Below are 23244 nucleotides of genomic sequence, written 5' to 3' on the forward strand. Positions count from 1 at the left end.
AGCGGCAGGCGGCGGCGCGGTCACCCGCCCAGGGCGGCCACCACCTCCGCCCGGAGCGACCGCTTGACGATCTTGCCGGTGGCATTGCGGGGCAGCGCGTCCGGGCGGAACAGGATGTGCGCGGGGGCCTTGAAGGCCGCCAGGCGGGCGCGCACGTGCGCGCGCAGTTCCTCGGCGGTGGCGGCCGAGCCGGGCCGCAGCTGGACCAGCGCGGCCACCTCCTCGCCGAGCACCGGGTGCGGGACGCCCAGGACCGCCGCGTCGGCCACCTCCGGGTGCTCGAACAGGACCGCCTCCACCTCGACGCAGTAGACGTTCTCCCCGCCCCGGATCACCACGTCCTTGAGCCGGTCCACCACGTAGACCTCGCCGTCGCGCACCAGCGCCAGATCGCCGGTGCGGAACCAGCCGTCGGCGAAGGCGTCCGCCGTGGCCTGCGGGTTGTCCCAGTAGCCCTGGAAGATGGCCTGTCCGCGCAGTTGCAGCTCGCCGACCTCGCCGTCGGCGGCCGGTGCGCCGTCCGGGCCGGCGATCCGCGTCCGGGTCGCGGGGGAGGGGCGGCCGATGCTGTCGGGGTGCTCGCGGTAGCGCGCGCCGTAGTTGACCACGACCGCGCCGCAGGTCTCGGTCAGCCCGTAGCCGTTGCGGGAGTCGACCCGGCCGCCGAAGACCCGGTCGACCCGGCGCAGCAGCTCCGGCGGGGCCGCCGCGCCACCGGTGTTGACCAGGCCCAGGCTGGGCAGCGACGAACCTGCCCCCTCGGCCGCCGCCAGCAGTTCCAGCGCGGTCGCGGGCACCCCGACATAGGTCGTCGCCTGCTGCTCCTCGATGATCGCCAGCGCCTCGGCTGCGTTCCAGCGGCGCATCAGCAGCAGCGTCCCGCCGCCGAGCATGGTGGCCAGGACCACCGCGAACGAGGCGACGTGGAAGAACGGGAAGGTCATCAGCGAGGTCTGCGGCCTGATCGCGGTCGGCGACTCGCCCCGCTCCAGCGCCGAGCAGACCGCGAAGTAGCGCGGATTCATGGCCGCCGCGCAGTAGTTGAGCTGACTGGCGGTGACCCCCTTGGGGTCGCCGGTGGTGCCCGAGGTGTAGAGCAGGGTGGCGGTGTCGGCCGGGTCGACCGGTACGGCGGGGGCGGCGGCCGGGGCCGCCGGGTCGGTCGCCGGGAGGTCCTCGAAGCGCTCACTGCGCGGCCCCTCGGCGGCGTCGTGGCGCACGGTCAGCAGCCAGGGCTGCTCGGCCTGCGGCTGCGCCAGCCGCCACGGCCGGACGCGGGGGACGCGCTCGCCGTCCACGACCAGTGCGCGGGGGGCGCAGTGCGCCAGCGCACGGGCCATCTCCTCGGCCGACCACCAGGCGTTCATCGGGACGGCGATCAGCCCGGCGAGCTGGGTGGCCCAGAACGCGACCTGCCACTCGGCGTGGTTGCGCATGGCGATGACCACCCGGTCGCCCTTGACCAGCCCGTACCCGCCGCCGACGGTGCCACTGCCGTCGTCGGCGCGTTCGGGCGCGAGGAAGCGGTTGGCCAGGGCCGAGGCCGCGGCGTAGAGCTGGGCGTAGGTGTACGAGCGGTCCGTGCTGCGCAGGAACAGCCGGTCGCCGTGGGCGCGGGTGCTCTCCAGCAGCTCGCGCAGCACCTGCGGCCCGTTCACGTACACCGGCAGGGTGCGGTCGCCGATGGTCCGCTCCTCGGTGGCGAACGGCCCCCCGGGCGCGGTCAGCGCCGACAGCGGTGCGGGCGGCGGCTGGTGATCACTGCGGTTCACGGCGACTCCTGGACGGCTGCTCGGGTGCGGCGGGCTGCTCGGGTGCGGCGGAGCATACAGCTGCGCCCGCGCCCCCGGTGGTCGGGAGCGCGGGCGCATCAGGTGCTGTCGGCTGTCGTGGTCACAGGCCCAGCGACTTGGCGATGACCGTCTTCATGACCTCGCTGGTGCCGCCGTAGATGCGGTACACCCGGTTGTCGGTGTAGAGGCGGGCGATCGGGTACTCCAGGATGTAGCCGTAGCCGCCGTGCAGCTGAAGGCACTTGTCGACGACCCGGGAGCAGACCTCGGTGGTGAACAGCTTGGCCTTGGCGACGTCGGCCGCGGTCAGGTCGCCGGTCTCGAACTGCTCCAGGGCGCGGTCCACCACGGCCTGCGCGGCGTCCACCTCGGCCTCGCAGCCGGCCAGCTCGAACTTGGTGTTCTGGAAGGAGGCGACGCTCTGGCCGAAGACCTTGCGGTCCTTGGTGTAGGCCACGGCCATGTCCACGGCGGCGCGGGCGGCGGCGTACGCGCCGACGGCGATGGCCAGACGCTCCTGGACCAGGTTGTGGGCCAGGTAGAAGAAGCCCTTGCCCTCCTCGCCGAGGAGGTTCTCCACCGGCACCTTGACGTCCACGAAGGACAGCTCGGCGGTGTCGGAGGTGCGCAGGCCGATCTTCTCCAGCTTGCGGCCGACGGTGTAGCCCTCGGAGGTGGTGTCCACGCACAGGATGGACAGGCCCGCGCGGCGGTTCTCCGCGGTGGCCGGGGAGGTGCGGCAGACCACCAGCATCAGGTCGGCCTGGACGCCGCCGGTGATGAAGGTCTTGGCGCCGTTGAGGACGTAGTGGGTGCCGTCCTCGGAGAGCTTGGCGTTGGTGGTCATGCCGGCCAGGTCGGAGCCGGTGCCGGGCTCGGTCATGGCGATGGCGGTCATCATCTCGCCGGAGACGAACTTGGGCAGCCAGCGCTTCTTCTGCTCGTCGTTGGCGTACTCCATGATGTACGGCAGACACAGGCCGGTGTGCACACCGGAGCCGCCGAAGCTGACGCCCGCGCGGGCGCACTCCTCGGTGATGATCGCCTGGTACTTGAAGCCGTGCATCCCGGCGCCGCCGAACTCCTCCGGCACCTCGATGCCGAAGACCCCCAGCTCGCCGAGCTTGAGGTAGAAGTCCTTGGGGGCGTGACCGTCCTTCTCCCACTCGGGGTAGACCGGCACGACCTCCTTGGCGATGAAGTCGCGGATGGTCTCCCGGAACGCCTCGTGGTCCTCGGTGAATACGGTGCGGCGCACGATGGCGCTCCTTTCGGATGGCAGTCCAAGCTGACCTGACGAACGAACGTTAAGTTAATCGCCGGTAGGGCTGTTGTCCAGACCGCACCGGTGTGACATCGGCAAACGCCGCGGCCGCCCCGTCCACGAGGAACGGAGCGGCCGCGGATCAGCGGGCCCGGCGGGTCACCGGGCACGCCCGGTCACTGCGTGTAGTAGCCCATCAGGTCCGCGATCACCTGCGTGTCGCCGAAGGCGTTGCCGAAGACCACCTTGCCGTCGACCACCGGGACAACCACCAGGTTGGCGATGGTCTCGCCCTGGGTGAAGTTCAGGTTCGACACGGCGGGCTGCGCGGAGCCGTCCGGGTAGACGGTCAGGTGGCCGCCGGCGGTGGGGGCGGTGACGGTGACGTTGAGCACCACCGCCGTCGCCTTCAGCGGCACCCCGTTGTGTGCCCCGACCTGCAGCGTGACCGTGCCGCCCGGGCCGACCGCGCCGGTGCGCACGCCGATCCCGCTGCGGGTGTCCATCACCCGGACCGGGCCGGCGGTGTGGAACACCGAGCCGCTGCCGTCGGCGGTGTAGTAGCCGCTGATGTCGGCGATCAGGTCGGTGGTCCCGGCGGAGTTGTAGAGGTCCACCTTGCCGTCCGTGCCGACCTGGACGATCACCAGGTTGGGGATGGTCTCGCCCTGGGTGAAGTTCAGGTTCGACACCGGGGGCAGTGCGGAGCCGTCCGGGTAGACCGAGACGTGGCCCCCGGCCGTGGTGTCCGTCGCGGTGACGTTCAGCACGACGGCGGTGACGCCGGTGGCGGGCACGCCGGGCTGTCCGGCGATCTGCAGGCTGACGGCCTTGCCCGCGCCGACCGGCGCCTTGGGCGCGCCGGTGCCGTACCGGGTGTCCAGGATCCGGCTCGGGCCCACCGGCACCAGCTTGGAGCCGCTGCCGTTGGCCGTGTAGTAGCCGTTGACGTCGGCGATCAGGTCGGTGGTCCCGGCGGAGTTGTAGAGGTCCACCTTGCCGTCGGTGCCGACCTGGACGATCACCAGGTTGGGGATGGTCTCGCCCTTGGTGAAGTTCAGGTTCGAGCCCACGGACGGCCGGCCCTGCCCGTCCGGGTACGCCTGGACGAAGCCGCTGCCGGTGGCGTCGGTCGCGGTGACGTTCAGCACGACGGCGGTGACGCCGGTGGCGGGCACGCCGGGCTGTCCGGCGATCTGCAGGCTGACGGCCTTGCCCGCGCCGACCGGCGCCTTGGGCGCGCCGGTGCCGTACCGGGTGTCCAGGATCCGGCTCGGCGAGACCGGGGTGTACGTCCCGACCGGCGGCGTCGTCGGCGCTATCACCTGGACGTCCGAGGCCATCACGAACGCGAGCCGGTGGTTGTAGCGGATCGGGTAGTACTGGGTGTTGCCGATGACCTCGACGCAGTCGCTCGGAGTGGAGCAGGTGGCGTCGCCCGGGTTGATGTCCTCGAAGCTGTAGTAGTCGCCCGCGACCTCGGCGTCGGCGGTGTACGCCTGGCCGGCCGGGATCGAGTAGTCCGCCAGCGGGGTGATGGTCAGCTGCAGGCTGGCCTGCTCCGCCGGGGTCTGCAGCACCGCCGGGTAGGCGCTGGCCTCAGGGTAGGCCCTGCCGTACACCGGTATGGAGGTCTTGCCGCTGACCGGTGTCACCACCAGCTGCGTGGAGGAGGCGTTGGCGTAGGCGTTCACCCCGCCCGGGTTGTAGAACCACGCCTTCTGCCCGCCGTACCAGATGGCGGTCCAGTCGCCGGACAGCTGGGCCACCACGAAGGTCTGCCCGTACACCGCCTTGTCGCTGACGTCCGCGCCGTCGGTGGTGCCGGGGGTCATCCCGGACTGCGTCAGCAGCGAGTCGGTGATCAGCGGGGCCGAGGCCGACGGCGAGGTGCGCAGGTAGACGAAGTTGGCCGGCTGCACCGGGCAGGCGGTCGGCTTGTACGCGAGCGTCTGGCAGCCCGTCACCAGCGGCTCGTTGGCGCTGGTGTAGGGCGGGGCTATGGTGACCGTCCCGCCCACCACGGCCTGACCGTTGCCGCTGAGCGGAGCGCCGACCAGGCCGAGGAAGTTGCTCCAGTCCCAGTAGACGCCCGGGTCGAAGTGCTGCTCGGCGACGGTGCTGGTGATCGCGTACGGCGAGTCGTCGTGCCCGATGACGTGGTCCCGGTCCAGCGGGATGTCGTACACCCCGGCCAGGTACTTGGTCAGCGCCGCGGCGGACTCGTACTCCTGCTCGCTGAACCAGCTGCTGCCGCCGCTGGGCAGGGTCAGCGCGTAGCCCTCGTTCTCGATGCCGATCGAGTGCATGTTGACGGTCTTGTTGTCGGCGTGGATGCCGGTGTCCTTGACCGGGAGCATCTGCGTGACGGCGCCGCTGGCGGCGACCACGAAGTGCGCGGCGTAGGGGCCGTCCTCGATGGTCTGGACCGCCGTGGACGCCGAGCCCTCGGCGTCGTGGAGGATGATGTAGCGGATGGCGTCGCCGTCGGTGGGCCGGTCGGCGTCGTCGTAGCCGTCCGGGTTGACCAGGCTGAAATCGTAGCTGCAGGCCATGCCCTTGGGCACGTCCGGGCAGGCCGCCGCGGCGGCGGGGGCACTGCTGCCGGGCAGGCCCAGCGCGTGCACCTGGCCGGTCTGCGGCAGCACCGACGGCGCCGCCGCCAGGGTCACCGTCTGGCCGTCGTCGGTGGTGCGGGTGGCGCCGCTGCGCATGGTCGCGTAGACCCGGCCCGCGAACTGGTCGGCGGTGGCGGCGTCCGGCGCCTGGTCGTACTCGGCGACGGCGCCGAACCACGCGCCCGGATCGGCGGGCAGCGAGCCGGCCAGCTTGCGCTCGTACGAGGCGAGCAGCGCCGCGCCGCCGCGCACGCTCTGCTCCATGCTGCTGCGCAGCTGCGCGGCGGGCTCCTTGACCAGCGCCGCCGCCGCGTCCAGGGTGTGCAGCGCGGGAGCGGCGGTGTCCACGGTGTCGACCGTGGCCAGGGCCTTGGCGGAGGGGGCCGGGTGCTTGCGCCCGTCACCCCAGGCGTTCAGGTCGGCCTTCTTCTGCGCGGTGGTCGCCGGGACCACCTCGGAGGCGGTCACCTGGGTCAGGCCCATGACGTTGAAGTTGCCGGTGCTGCTGGGGTGCCCCTGGTGGGACTCCCACAGCGTCTCCTGGTACGACACCGCGAGCAGCACGCTCACCGGGACGTGGAACTCGGCCGCCGCCGACGTGAAGTCGGCCTGCAGTGTGTACGGGTGGGCGTCGGCGGCGACTGTGGTCGCCACCGCCCGCGTGCCGGGCGCGGCCTCGGCCACGGCGCCGAGCACCAGCGCCGACGCGGCGAGCGCCGCTGCGGATCCCGCCCAAAGTTTCGATTTCTTCCGGACATGTCGTGCTGCCAACGCGGTGCCCCTGCCCCTGCCTCTGCGCCGGTCGGTCGTGGGACGCCCCCATCCCCCCGAACCTGCCCCCGGTCTGCGTGGACGCCGCCTGCGAGGGTGCGGGCGGCGGCGATCGGTAGACCCCCACCGATCGAACACATGTCAAATGGAGGGAAAGACTAGCAGTGCCGGGGCGCGCGACAGCGGGTGGGGCGGCCCTCCTTGGCACGTTCGTGCGACGATGAGCACATGGCAGACGCGAACCTCCCGCCCGCGCATCCCACACCTGCGAACGCCGCCGCGGCGCCCCCTGTCGCCGCCCGCAGCACCCCCCTGGCGGAGGTCGCGCCGCCGGCCGACGTGCCCTCCCCGACCGGGCCGCAGCAGGTCATCGAGTTCGGCGACTACCGTGCGGTGCTGACCGGCGTGGGCGCCGGCCTGCGCGCCCTGAGCCACCGCGGCCGACCGCTGGTGGTGAAGTACCAGCAGGAGCAGCAGCCGCCGGGCGGCGCAGGGCAGTTGCTCATCCCCTGGCCCAACCGGGTCCGCGACGGCCGCTACCGCTTCGACGGCGAGGAGCGCCAGCTCGACATCAGCGAACCGCCCACGCACAACGCCAGCCACGGGTTCGTCCGCTGGCTGCCGTGGCGGGTCATGGCCGAGGACGCCGCCTCGGTCCGCTTCGGGCTGCGGCTCTACCCCATGCACGGCTACCCGCACCTGCTGGACCTCACCGCCGGCTACCGCCTGGACGAGTCCGGCCTGAGCGTGGAGGTCGCGGCCCGCAACGTCGGCCGCACCGCCGCGCCGTACGGCATCGGCGCGCACCCGTACCTGACCCTGGGCATGGGCGGGGGCAGCGTGGACGAGGCGCTGCTGGAACTGCCCGCCGACACCTGGATCCCGGTGGACGACCGCATGATCCCGACCGGGCGGGAGAGTGTCGACGGCACGCCGTACGACTTCCGCGCGCCCCGGGCGATCGGCGACACCCGGCTGGACACCGCCTACACCGGGCTGCGCCGCGACCCGGACGGCCGCGCCCGGACCAGGCTCACCAGCGCGGACGGCACGCACGGCGCGGAGCTGTGGGTGGGCCCGGAGATCGGCTGGCTGCAGCTGTACACGGCGGACGGGCTGCCGGGGGCGCACCGCAGGGCCGGGGTCGCGGTCGAGCCGATGAGCTGCCCGCCGAACGCCTTCGCCACCGGCGAGGACGTGATCCGGCTGGAGCCCGGCGAACGGGTGAGCCACCACTGGGGCATCCGGGCGCTCTAGCGCCGTGACCCCCCGAAAGGGGGTCACGCGGGCGGCCCCCGGCGTCATAGAGTGGGAGCCGAGGGGGTGCACGGACATGCGCGGAATGCAGGGGTGGCGGAGCCCGGGGCCCGGGACCGCCGAGGAGATGATCGCGGAGGCCCGCAAGGCCTTCTTCGTCATGTTCTCCTTCATGGTCGTCATCTGGGCGCTGCAGATCGCCAACTGGGCCGGGCACTACCAGCTGGACCAGGAGTACGGCCTGATCCCGCAGCGGGTCGGCCGGCTGCCGGAGGTCTTCACCTCGCCCTTCCTGCACTTCAGCTGGCAGCACATCGAGGGCAACTCCGGTCCGCTGTTCGTCTTCGGCTTCCTGGCCGCCTACCGGGGCGTGGTCCGCTTCCTCTGGCTGACCCTGCTGGTCGCCCTCACCAGCGGCCTCGCCGTGTGGTTCTTCCAGAGCGGCGACACCCTGGGTGTGGGCGCCAGCGGGCTGATCTTCGGCTACTTCGGCTACGTGGTCTTCCGCGGCATCTTCGACCGGCACCTGATCGACACCCTGATCGGCCTGGTCATGGCCGCCTCCTTCGCCTACCTGGTCACCATCGCGCTGCCGGGCACGCCGGGGGTGAGCTGGCTGGCGCACCTGGGCGGGCTGGTCGGCGGCGTCGCCGGGGCATGGCTGCTGCGCGACCGGCGCCCGGCTGCGGCGATACCGGCCCCGGGAGCCCCGGCCGCGGCGCCCGCCGCCGCCGTCACGGGCTCCGGCGGCGGTTCCGGCTCGGGTTCGGCCTCCGGCGGCAGGGCTGTGGTGCCCGCGCCGGGCAGCGGCAGCGGCTCCGGCCGGGAGGACCTGCACAAGGAGCTCGGCGACCTCGGCCTGTTGTGAGCAAAGGTCCGAAGGATCCGGAATTCTCCTGATCACTTACTGGATCACCACGCAATCCACAGGACAAACACAGAGCAGGCTTACTCGTTTTTCATGTTTGCTCGGCACCGTGCCTACATGACCTCGACGCCCTCTGCTTCCGATGCGGCCGCCACCGATCTCCGCCGCCCCGACGGCTCCCCCGTGCGCGTGCTGGTCGTCGACGACGAAGCGCCGCTCGCCGACCTGCTCTCGATGGCGCTGCGCTACGAGGGCTGGAAGACCACGACCGCGGGCGACGGCGCGACCGCGCTGCGGGCCGCCCGCGACTTCCGTCCCGACGCCGTCATCCTCGACGTCATGCTGCCCGACCTCAGCGGCCTGGAGGTGATGCGCCGCCTGCGCGCCGACCAGCACGACGTGCCGGTGCTGTTCCTCACCGCCAAGGACGCCGTCGAGGACCGCATCGCCGGGCTCACGGCCGGCGGCGACGACTACGTGACCAAGCCGTTCAGCCTGGAGGAGGTCGTCGCCCGGCTGCGCGGACTGCTGCGCCGCTCCGGCGCCGCCGCCGCCCGCTCCGAGTCGGTGCTGGTCGTCGGCGACCTCACGCTGGACGAGGACAGCCACGAGGTGTTCCGCGGCGAGGACGCCATCCGGCTCACCGCCACCGAGTTCGAGCTGCTGCGCTTCCTGATGCGCAACCCGCGCCGGGTGCTCAGCAAGCCGCAGATCCTGGACCGGGTGTGGTCGTACGACTTCGGCGGCCAGGGCAACGTCGTCGAGCTGTACATCTCGTACCTGCGCCGCAAGATAGACGCCGGACGCGCGCCGATGATCCACACCATGCGCGGCGCCGGTTACGTGCTCAAGCCCGCGGACGCGACGGCGCCGGTCCGGTGAGGCGCGGCTGGGTTCGCCGCTGGGCCAGCTGGTCCCTGCGGACCCGGCTGCTGGTGACCACGACGGTGCTGATGGGCCTGCTCGGCGGGGTCATCGGGCTGTCCACGACGGTCCTGCTCAAGGCGCACCTAACCGGCAACCTGCAGGCGCAGCTGCGGTCCACGGCCGACTTCGCCGTCGATCCGTACGGCGCCGGCCCGCAGTCCGGTCCGCACACCGGCCCGCAGTCGGGCGCCCACTCGGGCTCGCAGTCCGGGTCGCAGGTCGGACCGCACTCCTCCGCGCTGCCCTCGCCCGACCCGAACCGCGGCGGCGTGGCCTTCCTGACCTCGCCCGGACAGCTGCCCGGCACGGTCGCCGCCGAGACCGACGCCCTCGGCAAGGTCACCTCCTCCGGCGTCAGCGAGCGCAACAGCGCCTTCCAGCTGCCCCTGCTGACCACCGCTCAGCAGGCCGCGCTGACCGCCGTCCGGACCGACTCCGACCTGCACACCGTCGCCCTGCCCGGCCTGGGCGACTACATGGTCCTGGCGCAGGTGCTGCAGGACGGCCAACGGCTGTACGTCGGCGTGCCGTTGCAGTCGGTGGAGAGCACCGTCAACGAACTGGTCGCCATCGAGGCCGTGATCACCGTGCTGGGCGTGATCGGCGCCGCCCTGGCCACCGCCGCCGTTATCCGGCTCTCGCTGCGGCCGCTGGACCGGGTCGCCGCCACCGCCGCCCGGATCTCCCGGCTGCCGCTGGACCAGGGCGAGGTCGCCGAGCTGGTCCGGGTGCCCGAGGCCGACACCGACGCCCGCACCGAGGCCGGGCAGGTGGGCGCCTCGCTGAACCGGCTGATCGACCACGTCTCGGCCGCCCTGACCGCGCGCCACGCCAGCGAGACCCGGGTCCGGCAGTTCGTCGCCGACGCCAGCCACGAGCTGCGCACCCCCCTCGCGTCCATCGGCGGCTACGCCGAGCTGACCCGGCGCGGACGCGACAGCGTCCCCCCGGACACCGCCTACGCGCTCAGCCGGATCGAGTCCGAGGCCGGGCGGATGACCCGGCTGGTGGAGGATCTGCTGCTGCTCGCCCGGCTCGACGCCGGACGCCCGCTGGAGCGGCAGCCGGTGGACGTCCCGCCGCTGGTCGTGGACGCCGTCCGGGACGCCCACGCCGCCGTGCCCGACCACCGCTGGAAGGTCGAGCTGCCCGACGGGCCGGTCGTCGTCGGCGGCGATCCGCACCGGCTGCACCAGGTCCTGGTGAACCTGCTGGCCAACGCGGGCAAGCACACCCCGGCCGGGACGACGGTGACCGCCTCCGTCACCGCCGCCGACGGCAGCTGCGTGGTGCGGATCACCGACGACGGCCCCGGCATCCCGCCCGAGCTGCTGCCCAGCGTGTTCGAACGCTTTGCCCGGGGCGACCACTCGCGCTCCCGCGCCGCCGGCAGCACCGGCCTGGGCCTGGCCATCGTCGCGGCCGTGGTCGGCTCGCACCGGGGCATGGTCGAGGTCGCCAGCGAGCCCGGGAACACCGTGTTCACCGTCCGGCTGCCGACGGCCGAGCCGGACGCCGAGCCGGATGCCGATCCTGCCGCCCGGCCCGCCGCAGCGACCGCCGCCGGGGGCGTCGGCGTACGGCCGTGAGCTGACACCGCGTTCACAGCTCCGGCACACCTCGGCGACAGCGCCCGGCGCGAGATTGGGAGCCTCCACCCCGCTCCCAGTGAGAAGGCGCCGACACGACATGACCGCGACCCTGCCCGATCCGATCCTGGACGGGACCGCGCCGGCCCCCGTCCGCCCCGCCGACCCGCGCTGGGCCCGGCCCGCCCTCCTGGCGTTGCTGCTGGTCACCGGCGTGCTCTACCTGTGGGATCTGAGCGCCTCCGGCTGGGCCAACCAGTTCTACTCGGCGGCCGTCCAGGCCGGGACCAAGAGCTGGGAGGCGCTGTTCTACGGCTCCTCCGACGCCTCCAACTTCATCACCGTGGACAAGCCCCCGGCCGCCCTGTGGGTGATGGAGGTCTCCACCCGGCTGTTCGGCGTCAACTCCTGGGCCATCCTGGTCCCGCAGGCACTGGAGGGCGTCGCCACCGTCGCCGTGGTCCACCTCGCGGTACGCCGCCGCTTCTCCGCCGCCGCCGGGCTGATCGCGGGCGCGGCGCTGGCGCTGACCCCGGTCGCGGCCCTGATGTTCCGCTTCAACAACCCGGACGCGCTGCTGGCGCTGCTGCTCACCCTCGCCGGGTACGCCACCCTGCGGGCCCAGGAGCAGGCCCGCACCGGCTGGCTGCTGCTGGCGGCCGCCTGCATCGGCACGGCCTTCCTCACCAAGACCCTGCAGGCGTTCCTGATCGTGCCCGCGCTCGGCCTGACCTACGCCCTGCTCGCGCCCACCGGGGTGTGGCGGCGGGTGCGGCAACTCGGCCTGGCCCTGGTGGTGCTGGTGGTCACCGGCGGCTGGTGGGTCGCCGTCGTGGAGCTGACCCCCGCCCAGTACCGTCCGTATGTCGGCGGCAGCCAGAACAACAGCTTCCTGGAACTGACCTTCGGATACAACGGCTTCGGCCGGCTGGACGGATCGGAGACCGGCAGCGTCGGCGGGGGCGGCGGCGCCGGGGGCGGCAGCAGCATGTGGGGCGCGACCGGGCTGACCCGGCTGTTCGGCTCGGACATGGGCGGGCAGATCGCCTGGCTGCTCCCGGCCGCGCTGGTGCTGCTGGCCGCCGGCCTCTGGCTGACCCGCCGCGCGGCCCGCACCGATCCGGCCCGGGCGGCCTTCCTGCTCTGGGGCCTGGCCCTGGTCACCACCTTCCTCACCTTCAGCCTGATGCAGGGGATCTTCCACCCGTACTACAACATCGCCCTGGCCCCGTATATCGCGGCGATCATCGGCATGGGCGCGGGGCTGCTCTGGGCCCGGCGCGGCTCCTGGTTCGCCTCCGCCGCGCTGGCGCTGGCGGTCGGCGCCACCGCCGTCACCGCCTACCTGCTGTTGCAGCGCAGCCCGGACTGGCTGCCGTGGCTGCGGTACGCGGTGCTGGCCGTCGGCCTGCTGGCCGCGCTGGGATTGGTCGCCGCCGGGTGGCTGCCCTCGCGGACGGCGGCACTGCTGGCCCTGGCCGGGCTGGCGGCGGGGCTGGCCGGACCGGCGGCGTACACCCTGCAGACGGTCGGCACCGCGCACGGCGGCTCGCTGCCCAGCGCGGGCCCGACGGTCGCCGGCGGCGGCTTCGGCGGCGCCCCGGGCGGCGGCGGACGCCCCGGCGGGGCGGGCAAGGGCGCGGCCGGACGCGGCTTCCCCGGCGGCGGCACCGGCGGCACCGGCCAGCCGCCCACCGGCGCGGGCACCGGCACCGGCGGCTTCCCCGGCGGCGCGGGCGGCGGTACGGGCGCCCCGGGCGCGGGCGGTGCCGGCGGCGGGACGGGTGCGCGTACCGGCACCGGCGGCGGGACAAGCGCGGGCACCGGCACCGGCACCGCCCCCGGCGCGGGCGGCTTCGCCGGGGGCGGTGCGGCCGCAGGGCGTCGGGCCGCAGGCGGTGGGGCCGGGTCGCTGCTCAACGGCTCCGACCCGGGCAGCGCCGTCACCGCGCTGCTCAAGGCCGACGCGCACGCATACACCTGGGTCGCCGCCGGGATCGGCTCGCAGAACGCCGCCGGCTACCAACTCGCCACCGGCGATCCGGTGATGGCCGTCGGCGGCTTCAACGGCACCGACCCCGCGCCCAGCCTGGCCCAGTTCGAGGACGACGTCCGCGCCAAGAAGATCCACTACTTCATCGGCGGCGGCGTCGGCATGGCCGGCAGCAGCGGCAGCAGCGACTCCTCCGCGATTGCGAGCTGGGTCGCCGCCCACTACACCGCCACCACCGTCGGCGGGGTCACGCTGTACGACCTGACCAAGCCGAAGGGCTAGGGCCGTCCCGACGGGTAAGTTGGGAGCCGTGGCAGACAACGACACCGCAGACGGCCGCGCGGCAGGCGGCGCACCCGACGACACCCTCCCGGCGGCCGGGCGGCTGGTGCTGCTCGGCACCACTCACCGGGTGGCCCCGGGGCTGCTCTCCTGGCCCGCCTGGGAGGCCCTGCGCGGGGCCTCCCAGGTGCTGGTCGGCGATCCGGAGCACCCGCAGCTGCCGTACGTCCGGCAGGCGGGCGTCCCGGTCGAGATGGTGGCGGCGGAGCCGTTCGCGCTCGGCCGGACCCTCGCCGAGGCGGCCGCCCCGGGCACGGTGGTGGTGTGGATCGGCGGCGCCGACGGCGATCCGGGGCTGACCGGCTCGCTGGCCCGGCTCGCGGTCGAGGGCGGCCTCGACCCGATGCCGGAGATCGAGCTGCTGCCCGGCTCCTACGACCTGCCCGGCGCCCGGCTGCTGGACCTGGTCGCGGTCATGGACCGGCTGCGTTCGCCCGGCGGCTGCCCCTGGGACGCCGACCAGACCCACGAGTCCCTGGTCAAGTACCTGATCGAGGAGGCGTTCGAGCTGGTCGAGGCGATCGAGGAGGGCGACCGCGAGGCCCTGCGCGAGGAGTTGGGCGACGTCCTGCTGCAGGTGTTCTTCCACGCCCGGATCGCCGAGGAGAACGCCGAGGAGCCGTTCGGCATCGACGACGTCGCGGGCGCCCTCGTCGACAAGCTGACGTACCGTCACCCGCACGTCTTCGGCGACGTCGACGCGCTCACGGCCGAGCATGTCGAGGCCAACTGGGAGCAGTTGAAGGCGGTGGAGAAGCAGCGCCAGTCGGTGGTGGACGGAGTCCCGCTGGCGCAGCCCGCGTTGGCGCTCGCCGCCAAGCTGCGCTCCCGCGTCGCCAAGGCCGGGCTGGACGTCCCGCTGCCGGAGGCGGAGCCGGAGCAGGCCGTCGGCGCCCGGCTGCTGGCCCTCGCCGTCGAGGCCCAGCAAGCCGGTCTCGACCCGGAGTTCGAGCTGCGCGCGGCAGCCCGCCGCTACCGCGACGCCATCCGGCAGGTCGAGCAAGGAAGCTGATGGAGGTTCAGCAGATCCACCCCTGGCCGGGGACCGAGGCCGAGGCGCTGGCGTTGCAGGCGGAGCTGCGCCCGCTGGTCCGCGCCGGCGATCCGGCCCGCCGCCCGCCGCGCACCCTGGCCGGGCTGGACGTCGCCTACGGCGGCGGCCACGGCGCCGCCGCCGACCGGGTGGCCGCTGCCGTGGTCGTCCTGGACGCGGACACGCTGGAGGTGGTCGACAGCGCCACGGCCGTCGGCACCGCCGGATTCCCCTACATCCCCGGGCTGTTCGCCTTCCGGGAGCTGCCGATCCTGGTCACCGCGCTGAAGCGGCTCACCGTCGCACCGGACGTCCTGCTCTGCGACGGCCAGGGCCTGGCCCACCCCCGCCGCTTCGGCCTCGCCTGCCACCTCGGCCTGCTCACCTGCCTGCCGACGCTCGGCGTCGCCAAGACCCCGCTGCTCGGCAGCTGGGAGGAGCCCGGCGACCGGCGCGGCGCCGCCTCCGACGTCCGGCACGAGGGCGAGCTGGTCGCCCGGGTGCTGCGCACCCAGGACGGCGTGAAACCGGTCACCGTCTCCACCGGCCACCTCATCGACCTGGACGACGCCTGTGCGCTCACCCTGCGCGCCGCCCCCGCCACCGCCTCCCGGAGACCACCCGCCGCGCCGACCGGCTCTCCCGCGACGCCCTCGCGGCCGACACCGGAGCCCGCTGAGCCCGCTGAGCCCGCTGACGCTTCGTGCCGGTCTTGCCTGCGCGGCGCGGGCGTGGTGGCATCGGGGCCATGACGACCCCCACCACGCCGAACGCTCCCCGCTGGGGCATCACCTTCCCGCTGGACGGCATCCCGCTGCCCGACCAGCGGCGCCTGGTCGAGGCCCTGCCCGACCTCGGCTTCACCGACCTGTGGTCCATGGAGACCGCCGGGGCGGACGCTTTCACGCCGCTGGCGCTGGCCTCGGTCTGGGCCCCGCAGCTGAACCTCGGCACGGCCATCGTGCCGGTCCACACCCGTGGCCCGGCGCTGCTCGCCATGCAGGCCGCCGCCCTGGCCGAGGCCGCCCCGGGCCGCTTCACGCTGGGCGTCGGCGCGTCCTCGCCGGTCATCGTCCGGGACTGGAACGCCGTCCCGCACGAGCAGCCGTACCAGCGCAGCCGGGACGTGCTGCGGTTCCTGCGGGCCGCGTTCACCGGGCAGCCCGTGGACGAGCAGTACGAGACCTTCGCCGTGCGGCGCTTCCGGCTGGAGCGGGTGCCCGCACCGGTACCGCCGGTGCTGCTGGCCGCGCTGCGCCCGGGCATGCTGCGGCTGGCCGCCCGGGAGGCCGACGGCACCATCCTCAACTGGCTCTCCGCCGAGGACGTCACCACCGCCGTCGCGGAGTTCCACGCCGCCGGGGGAGCCGGGAAGACCGTGGGCGCCCGGATCTTCGTCTGCCCGACCACCGACGCCGGGCACGCCCGCGCGCTGGGCCGCCGGCTGATCGCCGGCTACCTGACCGTCCCCGCCTACGCCGCGTTCCACCGCTGGCTGGGCCGGGACGAGGTGCTGAAGCCGATGTGGGACGCCTGGGCCGCGGGCGACCGCAAGGGCGCGGCGGCGTCCGTCCCGGACGAGGTGGTGGACGCGCTGATCGTGCACGGCAGCGCCGAGCAGTGCCGCGAGCACATCCGCCGCTACGCCGCCAACGGCGTCACCGTGCCCGTCCCGGCGGTGCTGCCGACCCCGCAGATGCTGGACACCGCCGCCGAGCCGCGCGACCGCCGCAAGGCCGTCGCCGAAGCGGTCCTGGCGGTCAGCCCGGGCTGACCGCCGCAGCTCGGCGGCGGTCGGCACCGGCCGGGCGGCTAGCGCACGGGCGGGGGCTCGGCCAGGTTGAGCCTCCGCTGGAGCGTCGCCTCCAGCTGCTCGACCGCGTTGCGCACGCCCGCCAGCCAGCCGTCCCGGTCGGCCGCCCGGCCCTGCTCGTACGAGGCGACCTCCGGGTGCGGCAGGATCAGGAACCGCTCCTCGGCCAGCCCCTGGATGACCGCGTCGGCGACCTGTTCCGGGGTCAGCATCTCGCCGAACGCGCTCAGCACCGCCCGGACGTCCTCACGGGTGGTCATGCCGCTGTGCACGCCCTGCGGGCACAGCGCGCTGACCTTGATGCCCCGGTCGCCGTAGGCCACCGCCAGCGACTCGGCGAAGGCCACCGCCGCGTGCTTGGTCGCGGTGTACGCCGCGTCGCCGGGCATCTGCAGCAGCCCGGCGGCGGAGGCGGTGTGCAGCAGGTAGCCGTGGCCGCGCTTCAGCATGCCGGGCAGCACCGCCCGCGCCGCGTACACGTGCGCCATCACGTTGGTGTCCCAGCACGCCTGCCACACCTCGTTGGACGCCTCGATGCCCGCGCCGGAGCCCAGCCCGGCATTGCTGCAGAACAGGTCGACCGGGCCGAGGTGCTTCTCGGCGGTCTCCACCAGCGCCCGGACGTCGCTCTCCCGGGTCACGTCGCTGCCGACGCCCACCGTGTGACATCCCTCACGGTCCAGAGCCAGCGCCAGATCCTCGACCCGGCCCGCGTCCAGATCCGCCAGCAGCAGCCCGCGCGCGCCCTCGGCGGCGAACCGCCGCGCCAGCGCCGAGCCGATGCCGCCGGCCGCACCGGTCACCACCACGACCGATCCACTGATCTGCATGTTTCCTGCTCCTCCCGCCGGACCACCGCACAGGCCCGCGCACTGCCGGTGATCGTAGGCAACCCACCGCCACCGCAACAGTGCCCGCCACCGGCGCGGCCCAACCTCCGGGCCACGTCAAGGAGTGCTCAAGCCGTCACCACGAGCTGCCGGTTCCACGAGCTGCCGCTTCCGCGACCTGCCGTCAGCTCGGGGTGAAGGCGACCGGCAGCTCCCGCAGCCCGCGCATGATCAGGCCGCCGCGCCAGCGCAGCTCCTCCGGGTCGGCGGCCAGGGCCAGATCGGGCAGCCTGGTCAGCAGCGAGGCCAGCGCCGTCTGCCCCTCCAACCGGGCCAGCGGGGCGCCGATGCAGTAGTGGATGCCGTGGCCGTAGCCCAGGTGCTGGTTGTCGCGCCGGGTGAGGTCGAGCCGGTCCGGGTCGGCGAAGCGCTCCGGATCGCGGTCGGCGGCGGCGAGCACCACCAGCACCGGGTCGCCGACCGCGATGGACCGGCCGCCCAGCTCCAGCGGCTCGGTGGCGTAGCGCCAGGTGGCCAGCTCCACCGGGCCGTCCCAGCGCAGCAGTTCCTCGACGCCGGTGGCCAGCAGCTCGCGTTCGCCGCGCCGCACCGACTCCTGCAGCAGCGCCCGCTGCTCGGGGTGGCGCAGCAGCGCGTACGCGCCGTTGCCGATCAGGTTGACGGTGGTCTCGAAGCCGGCGAACAGCAGCACGAAGCACATGGCGGCGGCCTCGTTCTCGGTGAGGTGCTCGCCGTGGTCGGACGCCTTGATCAGGCCGGAGATCAGGTCGTCGCCGGGGTGCTCGCGCTTGTGGTGGATGAGCTCGGCGAGGTAGCCGCGGATCTTCTTGACCGACCGGGCCACGCCGCCGCGCGGGCCGCCGCCGTGACGGATCATCATCCCGGCCCAGTCGCGGAAGTCGTCCTGGTCCCGGGCAGGCACCCCGAGCAGGTCGCAGATGGTGTAGATGGGCAGCGGGAAGGCGAACTCGTGGATCAGGTCCGCGCTGCCCCGCCCGGCGAAGCCGTCGATGAAGCGGTCGGTCAGCTCCTGCACCCGGGGCGCGAAGGAGGCGACGGTGCGCGGGGTGAACGCCTTGGAGACCAGTCGGCGCAGCCGGGTGTGGTCCGGCGGGTCGATGTTCAGCAGGTGCGTCATCAGGTTGGCGCTGCGCTCACCGGGGATGCCGGTCCTGCCCCGGGCCGCGGTGGACTCGGCGTGGTGCGCGGGGTTCTTGCTGAGCCCCGGGTGCGCCAGCGCGGTCCGCGCGTCGGCGTACCGGGTCACCAGCCATGCCTCCACCCCGCTCGGCAGCGTGGTCCAGCGCACCGGCTCGTGCCGGCGCAGCCAGGCGTACGCGGGGTAGGGGTCGGCGGCGAACTCCCAGGTGAACAGGGCGGGTGCGGCGGGCGGGGAGGGCTGATCCGGCATGCCCCGACCGTATCCGGTGCACCGGCGCGGCCGGGACGGCTGCGGGGGTGAGGGCCGGGGCACGGAGGGTGAGCGGAGTGTGAGGTGTTCCTGGGAAGCTTGAGATTTCCGGGGACATCTGCCTAGCCTGCCCGGACATGTCCGCCCACGCGGACACCGCCTCGCGGGACGCCGAGTCCTGTCCAGCCGTGCGGCGGCCACGAACTTCGTCATGGGCAGGAGCGGGGGAACCAGGTAAGTCGCCGCAGCTCACAGCGCTGCGGCTTGGGGTGAAGACGCGCCAGCGTCCGGGCTACCTCACGGCCCGAACCCGACAGCTCACCTCGCAGGCGTCGGAGAGGGATCCTGTCATGCTTCTTTCCGGCAACGGACGCCACCGCAAGCCCAGCACCAGCACCGGCAAGCGCCTTGTGGCCACCGGCGTGATCGCGGGCACCGGCGTCGTCCTCCCGCTCATCGGCGCCACCGCCGCCTCGGCCGCCTCGGTCTCCACCTGGGACGCGGTCGCCCAGTGCGAGAGCAGCGGCAACTGGTCGATAGACACCGGCAACGGCTACTACGGCGGCCTGCAGTTCTCCGCCTCCACCTGGGACGCCTACGGCGGCCAGCAGTACGCCCCGACCGCCAACCTGGCCACCCAGGGCCAGCAGATCGCGGTCGCCGAGAAGGTGCTCGCCTCGCAGGGCCCGGGCGCCTGGCCGGTCTGCGGCCCGCAGGCCGGACTGACCGCGGGCGGCGCTCCGGCGGACGTCAGCACCACGCCCGCCTCGGGCGGCTCCGGCTCCGGCTCCGGATCCAACTCCGGCGGCTCCAGCGACTCCTCCGCGCAGCAGACCAGCGCGCAGACCGCCCCGACCACCCACGCCAGTGCCCCGGCCGCGCACAGCAGCGCGCCGAGCCACGCCGCCGCGCCGACCACCACCCACACCACCCACACCACCCACAGCGCCCCGGCGACCACCCACGCCGCCGCCCCGGCCGTGCACGCGATCGGCCACGGCAACTACACCGTCCGCGCCGGCGACACCCTCTCCGGCATCGCCGCCGCCGCGCACCTGAGCGGTGGCTGGGAGGCGCTGTACCAGGACAACAAGTCCACGGTCGGCGGCAACCCGGACCTGATCTACCCCGGCCAGCACCTCCAGGTGGGCTGACCGCAGGGCCGTTGCCCGGTTCCCCTGCTCCCGGAAGGTCGCCGCCAGGTGAACTACCGGTGAGTAGGGGATCCGTCCGGTGAGACGACCGCCGGGTCCTGATGGCTGGAGCTTCGGGTGCGGCTAGGCTCAGGGAGAAGGCTTTCCTCCAGCAATCCCTAGGAGACATCTGTGCCGTCCATCGACGTCGTCGTAGCCCGGGAGATCCTCGACTCACGAGGCAACCCCACGGTCGAGGTCGAGGTCGGCCTCGACGACGGCAGCACCGGGCGTGCGGCCGTCCCGTCCGGCGCCTCCACCGGCGCGTTCGAAGCCCTGGAGCTGCGCGACGGCGATAGCTCCCGCTACGGCGGCAAGGGCGTGGAGAAGGCCGTGCTCGCGGTCATCGAGCAGATCGGCCCGGAGCTGGTCGGCTACGACGCCACCGAGCAGCGCCTGATCGACCAGGCCATGCTCGACCTCGACGCCACCCCGGACAAGTCCTCGCTGGGCGCCAACGCCATCCTCGGCGTCTCGCTCGCCGTGGCCCACGCCGCGGCCGAGGCCAGCGACCTGCCGCTGTTCCGCTACCTGGGCGGCCCGAACGCGCACGTCCTGCCGGTGCCGATGATGAACATCCTCAACGGCGGCTCGCACGCGGACTCCAACGTGGACATCCAGGAGTTCATGATCGCTCCGATCGGCGCGGAGTCCTTCTCCGAGGCCCTCCGCTGGGGCTCCGAGGTGTACCACCGGCTCAAGTCGGTGCTGAAGCAGCGCGGCCTGTCCACCGGCCTGGGCGACGAGGGCGGCTTCGCGCCGAACCTGGAATCCAACCGCGCCGCCCTGGACCTCATCGTCGAGGCCATCAAGGAGGCCGGCTTCGTCCCCGGCCGCGACATCGCGCTCGCGCTGGACGTCGCCGCGTCCGAGTTCTACAAGGACGGCCTGTACCAGTTCGAGGGCAAGGACCGCTCGGCCGCCGAGATGACCGAGTACTACGAGGAGCTGGTCGCGGCCTACCCGCTGGTCTCCATCGAGGACCCGCTGTTCGAGGACGACTGGGCCGGCTGGAAGGTCATCACCAGCAAGCTGGGCGACAAGGTGCAGCTGGTCGGCGACGACCTGTTCGTCACCAACCCGACCCGCCTGGCCCGCGGCATCAAGGAGGGCATCGCCAACTCCCTGCTGGTCAAGGTCAACCAGATCGGTTCGCTGACCGAGACCCTGGACGCGGTCGAGCTGGCCCAGCGCAACGGCTTCCGCTGCATGATGTCGCACCGCTCCGGCGAGACCGAGGACGTCACCATCGCCGACCTCGCCGTCGCCACCAACTGCGGCCAGATCAAGGCCGGCGCCCCGGCCCGGACCGACCGCGTCGCCAAGTACAACCAGCTGCTGCGCATCGAGGAGATCCTCGACGACGCCGCCGAGTACGCCGGCCGCGGCGCCTTCCCGCGCTTCACGCCGTCCGCCTGACCGGTAGCCCGCAGTTCCCGTGCCCCGCCGTCCGCACCCTCTAGGGTGGACGGCGGGGCACGGGCGTCGATCGGGAGGGTGAACGGGTGAGCGGCAGGGAAGGCGGCGGCAGGGCGGCGACCGGCCGCAGGCCGCGGATCACCGGGCGCGCCGCCGTGCTCGCGCTGGTGTTCTGCTCGCTGGTCGCGGTGCTGGCCTACCCGACCCGTCAGTTCATCGCCCAGCGCGCGCAGATCGCCCAGCAGCAGGCCGCGGCCCGGCAGGCGCAGGCGCAGGTGGAGGTCCTGCGCCGGGAGAAGGCCCGCTGGCAGGACCCGGCCTACGTCGAGGCGCAGGCCCGCGAGCGGCTGCACTACGGCTTCCCCGGCGAGACGCCGTTCTCGGCCGTCGACCCGGATCCGGGCGCCGCGGCCGGACCGTCGGCGGGCGTCGCCCCCCAGCCGGGCGCGGTGACCCAGCCCTGGTACGACAACATGTTCGAGTCGCTGAACCGGGCCGACTCGGCCCAGCACTGACGGCCCGAAGCCACCGAAGCCCCGAAGTCCCCGAAGTCCCCGAACCTCCGAAGCTCCGAAGCTCTTGAAGAAGGCAACGCACTCATGACCCAGACCCCCGCCAGCCCAGGCGTGTCCGACCAGGACGTCGCCGCGATCGCGGCCCAGCTCGGCCGGGTGCCGCGTGGGCTCCGCGCGGTCGCCCACCGCTGCCCCTGCGGCCTGCCGGACGTCGTGGAGACGGCGCCGCGGCTGGAGGACGGCTCGCCGTTCCCGACGCTGTACTACCTGACCTGCCCGCGCGCGGCCTCGGCCATCGGCACGCTGGAGGCCGACGGGCTGATGAAGGAGCAGACCGCCCGCCTCGCCGAGGATCCGGAGCTGGCGGCCGGCTACCGCCGCGCCCACGAGGACTACATCGCCAGGCGCGACGCGATCGAGGTGCTGGAGGGCTTCCCCAGCGCCGGCGGCATGCCGGACCGGGTGAAGTGCCTGCACGTCCTGGTGGGGCACTCGCTGGCGGCCGGGCCCGGGGTGAACCCGCTGGGCGACGAGGCGCTGGAGAAGCTGCCGGAGTGGTGGCGCAAGGGCCCCTGCGTCTGCGCCGGGACCGCCGGGGAAGCCGCGGACGGGGCGGCCGGGACCGCCGAGGGGGAGCAGCAGTGACCTCCCAGCGCGTGGCCGCGGTCGACTGCGGCACCAACTCCATCCGGCTGCTGGTCGCCGACCTCGACCCGGAGACCGGGGAGCTGCGCGACCTGGACCGCCGGATGACCATCGTCCGCCTGGGCCAGGGCGTGGACCGGACCGGGCGGCTGGCGCCGGAGGCGCTGGAGCGGACCTTCGCGGCCTGCCGCGAGTACGCCGCGGTGATCGCCGGGCACGGCGCCGAGCGGCTGCGGTTCGTCGCCACCAGCGCCTCCCGGGATGCCGAGAACCGGGACGAGTTCACCGCCGGGGTCCGCGACATCCTGGGCGTGGAGCCGGAGGTGATCACCGGGGACGAGGAGGCCGAGCTGTCCTTCGCCGGGGCCACCCGGGAGCTCCAGGGCTCGGCCGACCTGGTCCCGCCCTACCTGGTGTTCGACCTGGGCGGCGGCTCCACCGAGTTCGTGCTGGGCACGGACTGGGTGCAGGCTGCCCGCTCGGTGGACATCGGCTGCGTCCGGATGACCGAGCGTCACGGCGGGGACGTCGACGCCATGCGGGCCGACATCGCCCGGGCGCTGGACCTGGCGGCCCGGACGGTGCCGCTGACCGGCGCGGCCACCCTGGTCGGGCTGGCCGGCACGGTGACCACGGTGGCCGGCATCGCGCTGGAGCTGTCCGCGTACGACTCGGCCGCGATCCACCACTCCCGCATCCCGCTGGAGCGGGTCCGGGAGGTGACCCGGATGCTGCTGGCGGCCTCGCCCGAGGAGCGCGCGGCGATCCCGGTGATGCACCCCGGACGGGTGGACGTGATCGGCGCCGGGGCGCTGGTGCTGCTGGCCGTGATGGAGCGCACCGGGGCCCGTGAGCTGGTCGTCAGTGAGCATGACATCCTCGACGGCATCGCCTGGAGCGTCGCCGCGCGGGCCTCCTGAGAAAAGTTCGTGAATTTCTTCA

General features: G+C 73.6%; 17 protein-coding genes, 1 pseudogene and 1 riboswitch. Of the genes and pseudogenes, 13 read left to right on the forward strand and 5 right to left on the reverse strand.

Annotated features, from left to right (window positions below; genetic code table 11):
* Positions 1-20 precede the first annotated feature (20 nt).
* The 3 genes from GXW83_RS04125 to GXW83_RS04135 all read right to left on the reverse strand — a co-directional run bounded on the left by GXW83_RS04125 (position 21) and on the right by GXW83_RS04135 (position 6371).
* Entirely contained in the window at positions 21-1772 is a 1752-nt protein-coding gene (locus tag GXW83_RS04125; protein WP_225446744.1) for a class I adenylate-forming enzyme family protein, read from the reverse strand.
* A gap of 121 nt (positions 1773-1893) precedes the next feature.
* On the reverse strand, positions 1894-3051 hold the full coding sequence (locus tag GXW83_RS04130) for an acyl-CoA dehydrogenase family protein (RefSeq protein ID WP_182441544.1): 1158 nt from the start codon (positions 3049-3051) through the stop codon (positions 1894-1896).
* A gap of 182 nt (positions 3052-3233) precedes the next feature.
* Positions 3234-6371: an N-acetylmuramoyl-L-alanine amidase gene (locus tag GXW83_RS04135; RefSeq protein ID WP_182441545.1), complete on the reverse strand. Its 3138-nt coding sequence runs from the start codon at positions 6369-6371 to the stop codon at positions 3234-3236.
* A gap of 303 nt (positions 6372-6674) precedes the next feature.
* On the opposite strand from GXW83_RS04135, the gene GXW83_RS04140 reads away from it, so the two are divergent.
* From GXW83_RS04140 to GXW83_RS04175, 8 genes and pseudogenes are all read left to right on the forward strand, one after another.
* Positions 6675-7703 (forward strand): aldose 1-epimerase family protein, encoded by a 1029-nt coding sequence (locus GXW83_RS04140; RefSeq protein ID WP_182441546.1) that lies wholly within the window; start codon positions 6675-6677, stop codon positions 7701-7703.
* Between the two features lie 76 nt (positions 7704-7779).
* Positions 7780-8571 (forward strand): rhomboid family intramembrane serine protease, encoded by a 792-nt coding sequence (locus GXW83_RS04145; protein WP_225446745.1) that lies wholly within the window; start codon positions 7780-7782, stop codon positions 8569-8571.
* A gap of 117 nt (positions 8572-8688) precedes the next feature.
* Positions 8689-9453 (forward strand): response regulator transcription factor, encoded by a 765-nt coding sequence (locus tag GXW83_RS04150; RefSeq protein WP_182441547.1) that lies wholly within the window; start codon positions 8689-8691, stop codon positions 9451-9453.
* 53 nt (positions 9454-9506) lie between these two features.
* Entirely contained in the window at positions 9507-11087 is a 1581-nt protein-coding gene (locus GXW83_RS04155) for a cell wall metabolism sensor histidine kinase WalK (RefSeq protein WP_225446746.1), read from the forward strand.
* Between the two features lie 100 nt (positions 11088-11187).
* Positions 11188-13362 carry a glycosyltransferase family 39 protein gene (locus tag GXW83_RS04160; RefSeq protein WP_225446747.1) on the forward strand — a complete coding sequence of 725 codons (2175 nt, stop codon included), beginning with the start codon at positions 11188-11190 and terminating at the stop codon, positions 13360-13362.
* Between the two features lie 28 nt (positions 13363-13390).
* Positions 13391-14434, forward strand: a complete 1044-nt coding sequence (locus GXW83_RS04165) for a MazG family protein (protein ID WP_182441549.1) — start codon at positions 13391-13393, stop codon at positions 14432-14434.
* Positions 14434-15134 (forward strand): annotated as a pseudogene (locus GXW83_RS04170) (endonuclease V). The gene GXW83_RS04165 and the pseudogene GXW83_RS04170 overlap by 1 nt, the downstream one beginning before the upstream one ends.
* A gap of 69 nt (positions 15135-15203) precedes the next feature.
* Positions 15204-16229 carry an LLM class F420-dependent oxidoreductase gene (locus GXW83_RS04175; RefSeq protein WP_225446748.1) on the forward strand — a complete coding sequence of 342 codons (1026 nt, stop codon included), beginning with the start codon at positions 15204-15206 and terminating at the stop codon, positions 16227-16229.
* Positions 16230-16267: 38 nt separating this feature from the next.
* Here the strand turns inward: GXW83_RS04175 and GXW83_RS04180 are convergent, their stop codons facing one another.
* Both GXW83_RS04180 and GXW83_RS04185 read right to left on the reverse strand, forming a co-directional pair.
* The gene (locus GXW83_RS04180) at positions 16268-17098 is read right to left on the reverse strand and encodes an SDR family oxidoreductase (protein WP_182441550.1); all 831 of its coding nucleotides are present in this window, start codon (positions 17096-17098) and stop codon (positions 16268-16270) included.
* 184 nt (positions 17099-17282) lie between these two features.
* Positions 17283-18530, reverse strand: coding sequence for a cytochrome P450 (locus GXW83_RS04185; RefSeq protein WP_182441551.1), 1248 nt, complete (start codon positions 18528-18530; stop codon positions 17283-17285).
* Between the two features lie 197 nt (positions 18531-18727).
* A riboswitch (cyclic di-AMP (ydaO/yuaA leader) is annotated at positions 18728-18877 on the forward strand.
* 3 nt (positions 18878-18880) lie between these two features.
* On the opposite strand from GXW83_RS04185, the gene GXW83_RS04190 reads away from it, so the two are divergent.
* The 5 genes from GXW83_RS04190 to GXW83_RS04210 all read left to right on the forward strand — a co-directional run bounded on the left by GXW83_RS04190 (position 18881) and on the right by GXW83_RS04210 (position 23222).
* A complete protein-coding gene (locus GXW83_RS04190) occupies positions 18881-19684 on the forward strand; it encodes a transglycosylase family protein (protein ID WP_182441552.1) in 804 nt (267 codons plus the stop codon).
* A gap of 171 nt (positions 19685-19855) precedes the next feature.
* Positions 19856-21142 (forward strand): phosphopyruvate hydratase, encoded by a 1287-nt coding sequence (gene eno, locus GXW83_RS04195; RefSeq protein WP_182441553.1) that lies wholly within the window; start codon positions 19856-19858, stop codon positions 21140-21142.
* An 86-nt stretch (positions 21143-21228) separates the two neighbouring features.
* Positions 21229-21657 (forward strand): septum formation initiator family protein, encoded by a 429-nt coding sequence (locus GXW83_RS04200; RefSeq protein ID WP_182441554.1) that lies wholly within the window; start codon positions 21229-21231, stop codon positions 21655-21657.
* An 84-nt stretch (positions 21658-21741) separates the two neighbouring features.
* On the forward strand, positions 21742-22302 hold the full coding sequence (locus GXW83_RS04205) for a DUF501 domain-containing protein (RefSeq protein WP_182441555.1): 561 nt from the start codon (positions 21742-21744) through the stop codon (positions 22300-22302).
* On the forward strand, positions 22299-23222 hold the full coding sequence (locus GXW83_RS04210) for a Ppx/GppA phosphatase family protein (RefSeq protein WP_182441556.1): 924 nt from the start codon (positions 22299-22301) through the stop codon (positions 23220-23222). Before GXW83_RS04205 ends, GXW83_RS04210 begins: the two co-directional genes overlap by 4 nt.
* The last annotated feature ends 22 nt before the right edge of the window (positions 23223-23244 follow it).

It is taken from the genome of Streptacidiphilus sp. PB12-B1b, from assembly GCF_014084125.1.
Taxonomy (GTDB): Bacteria; Actinomycetota; Actinomycetes; order Streptomycetales; family Streptomycetaceae; genus Streptacidiphilus.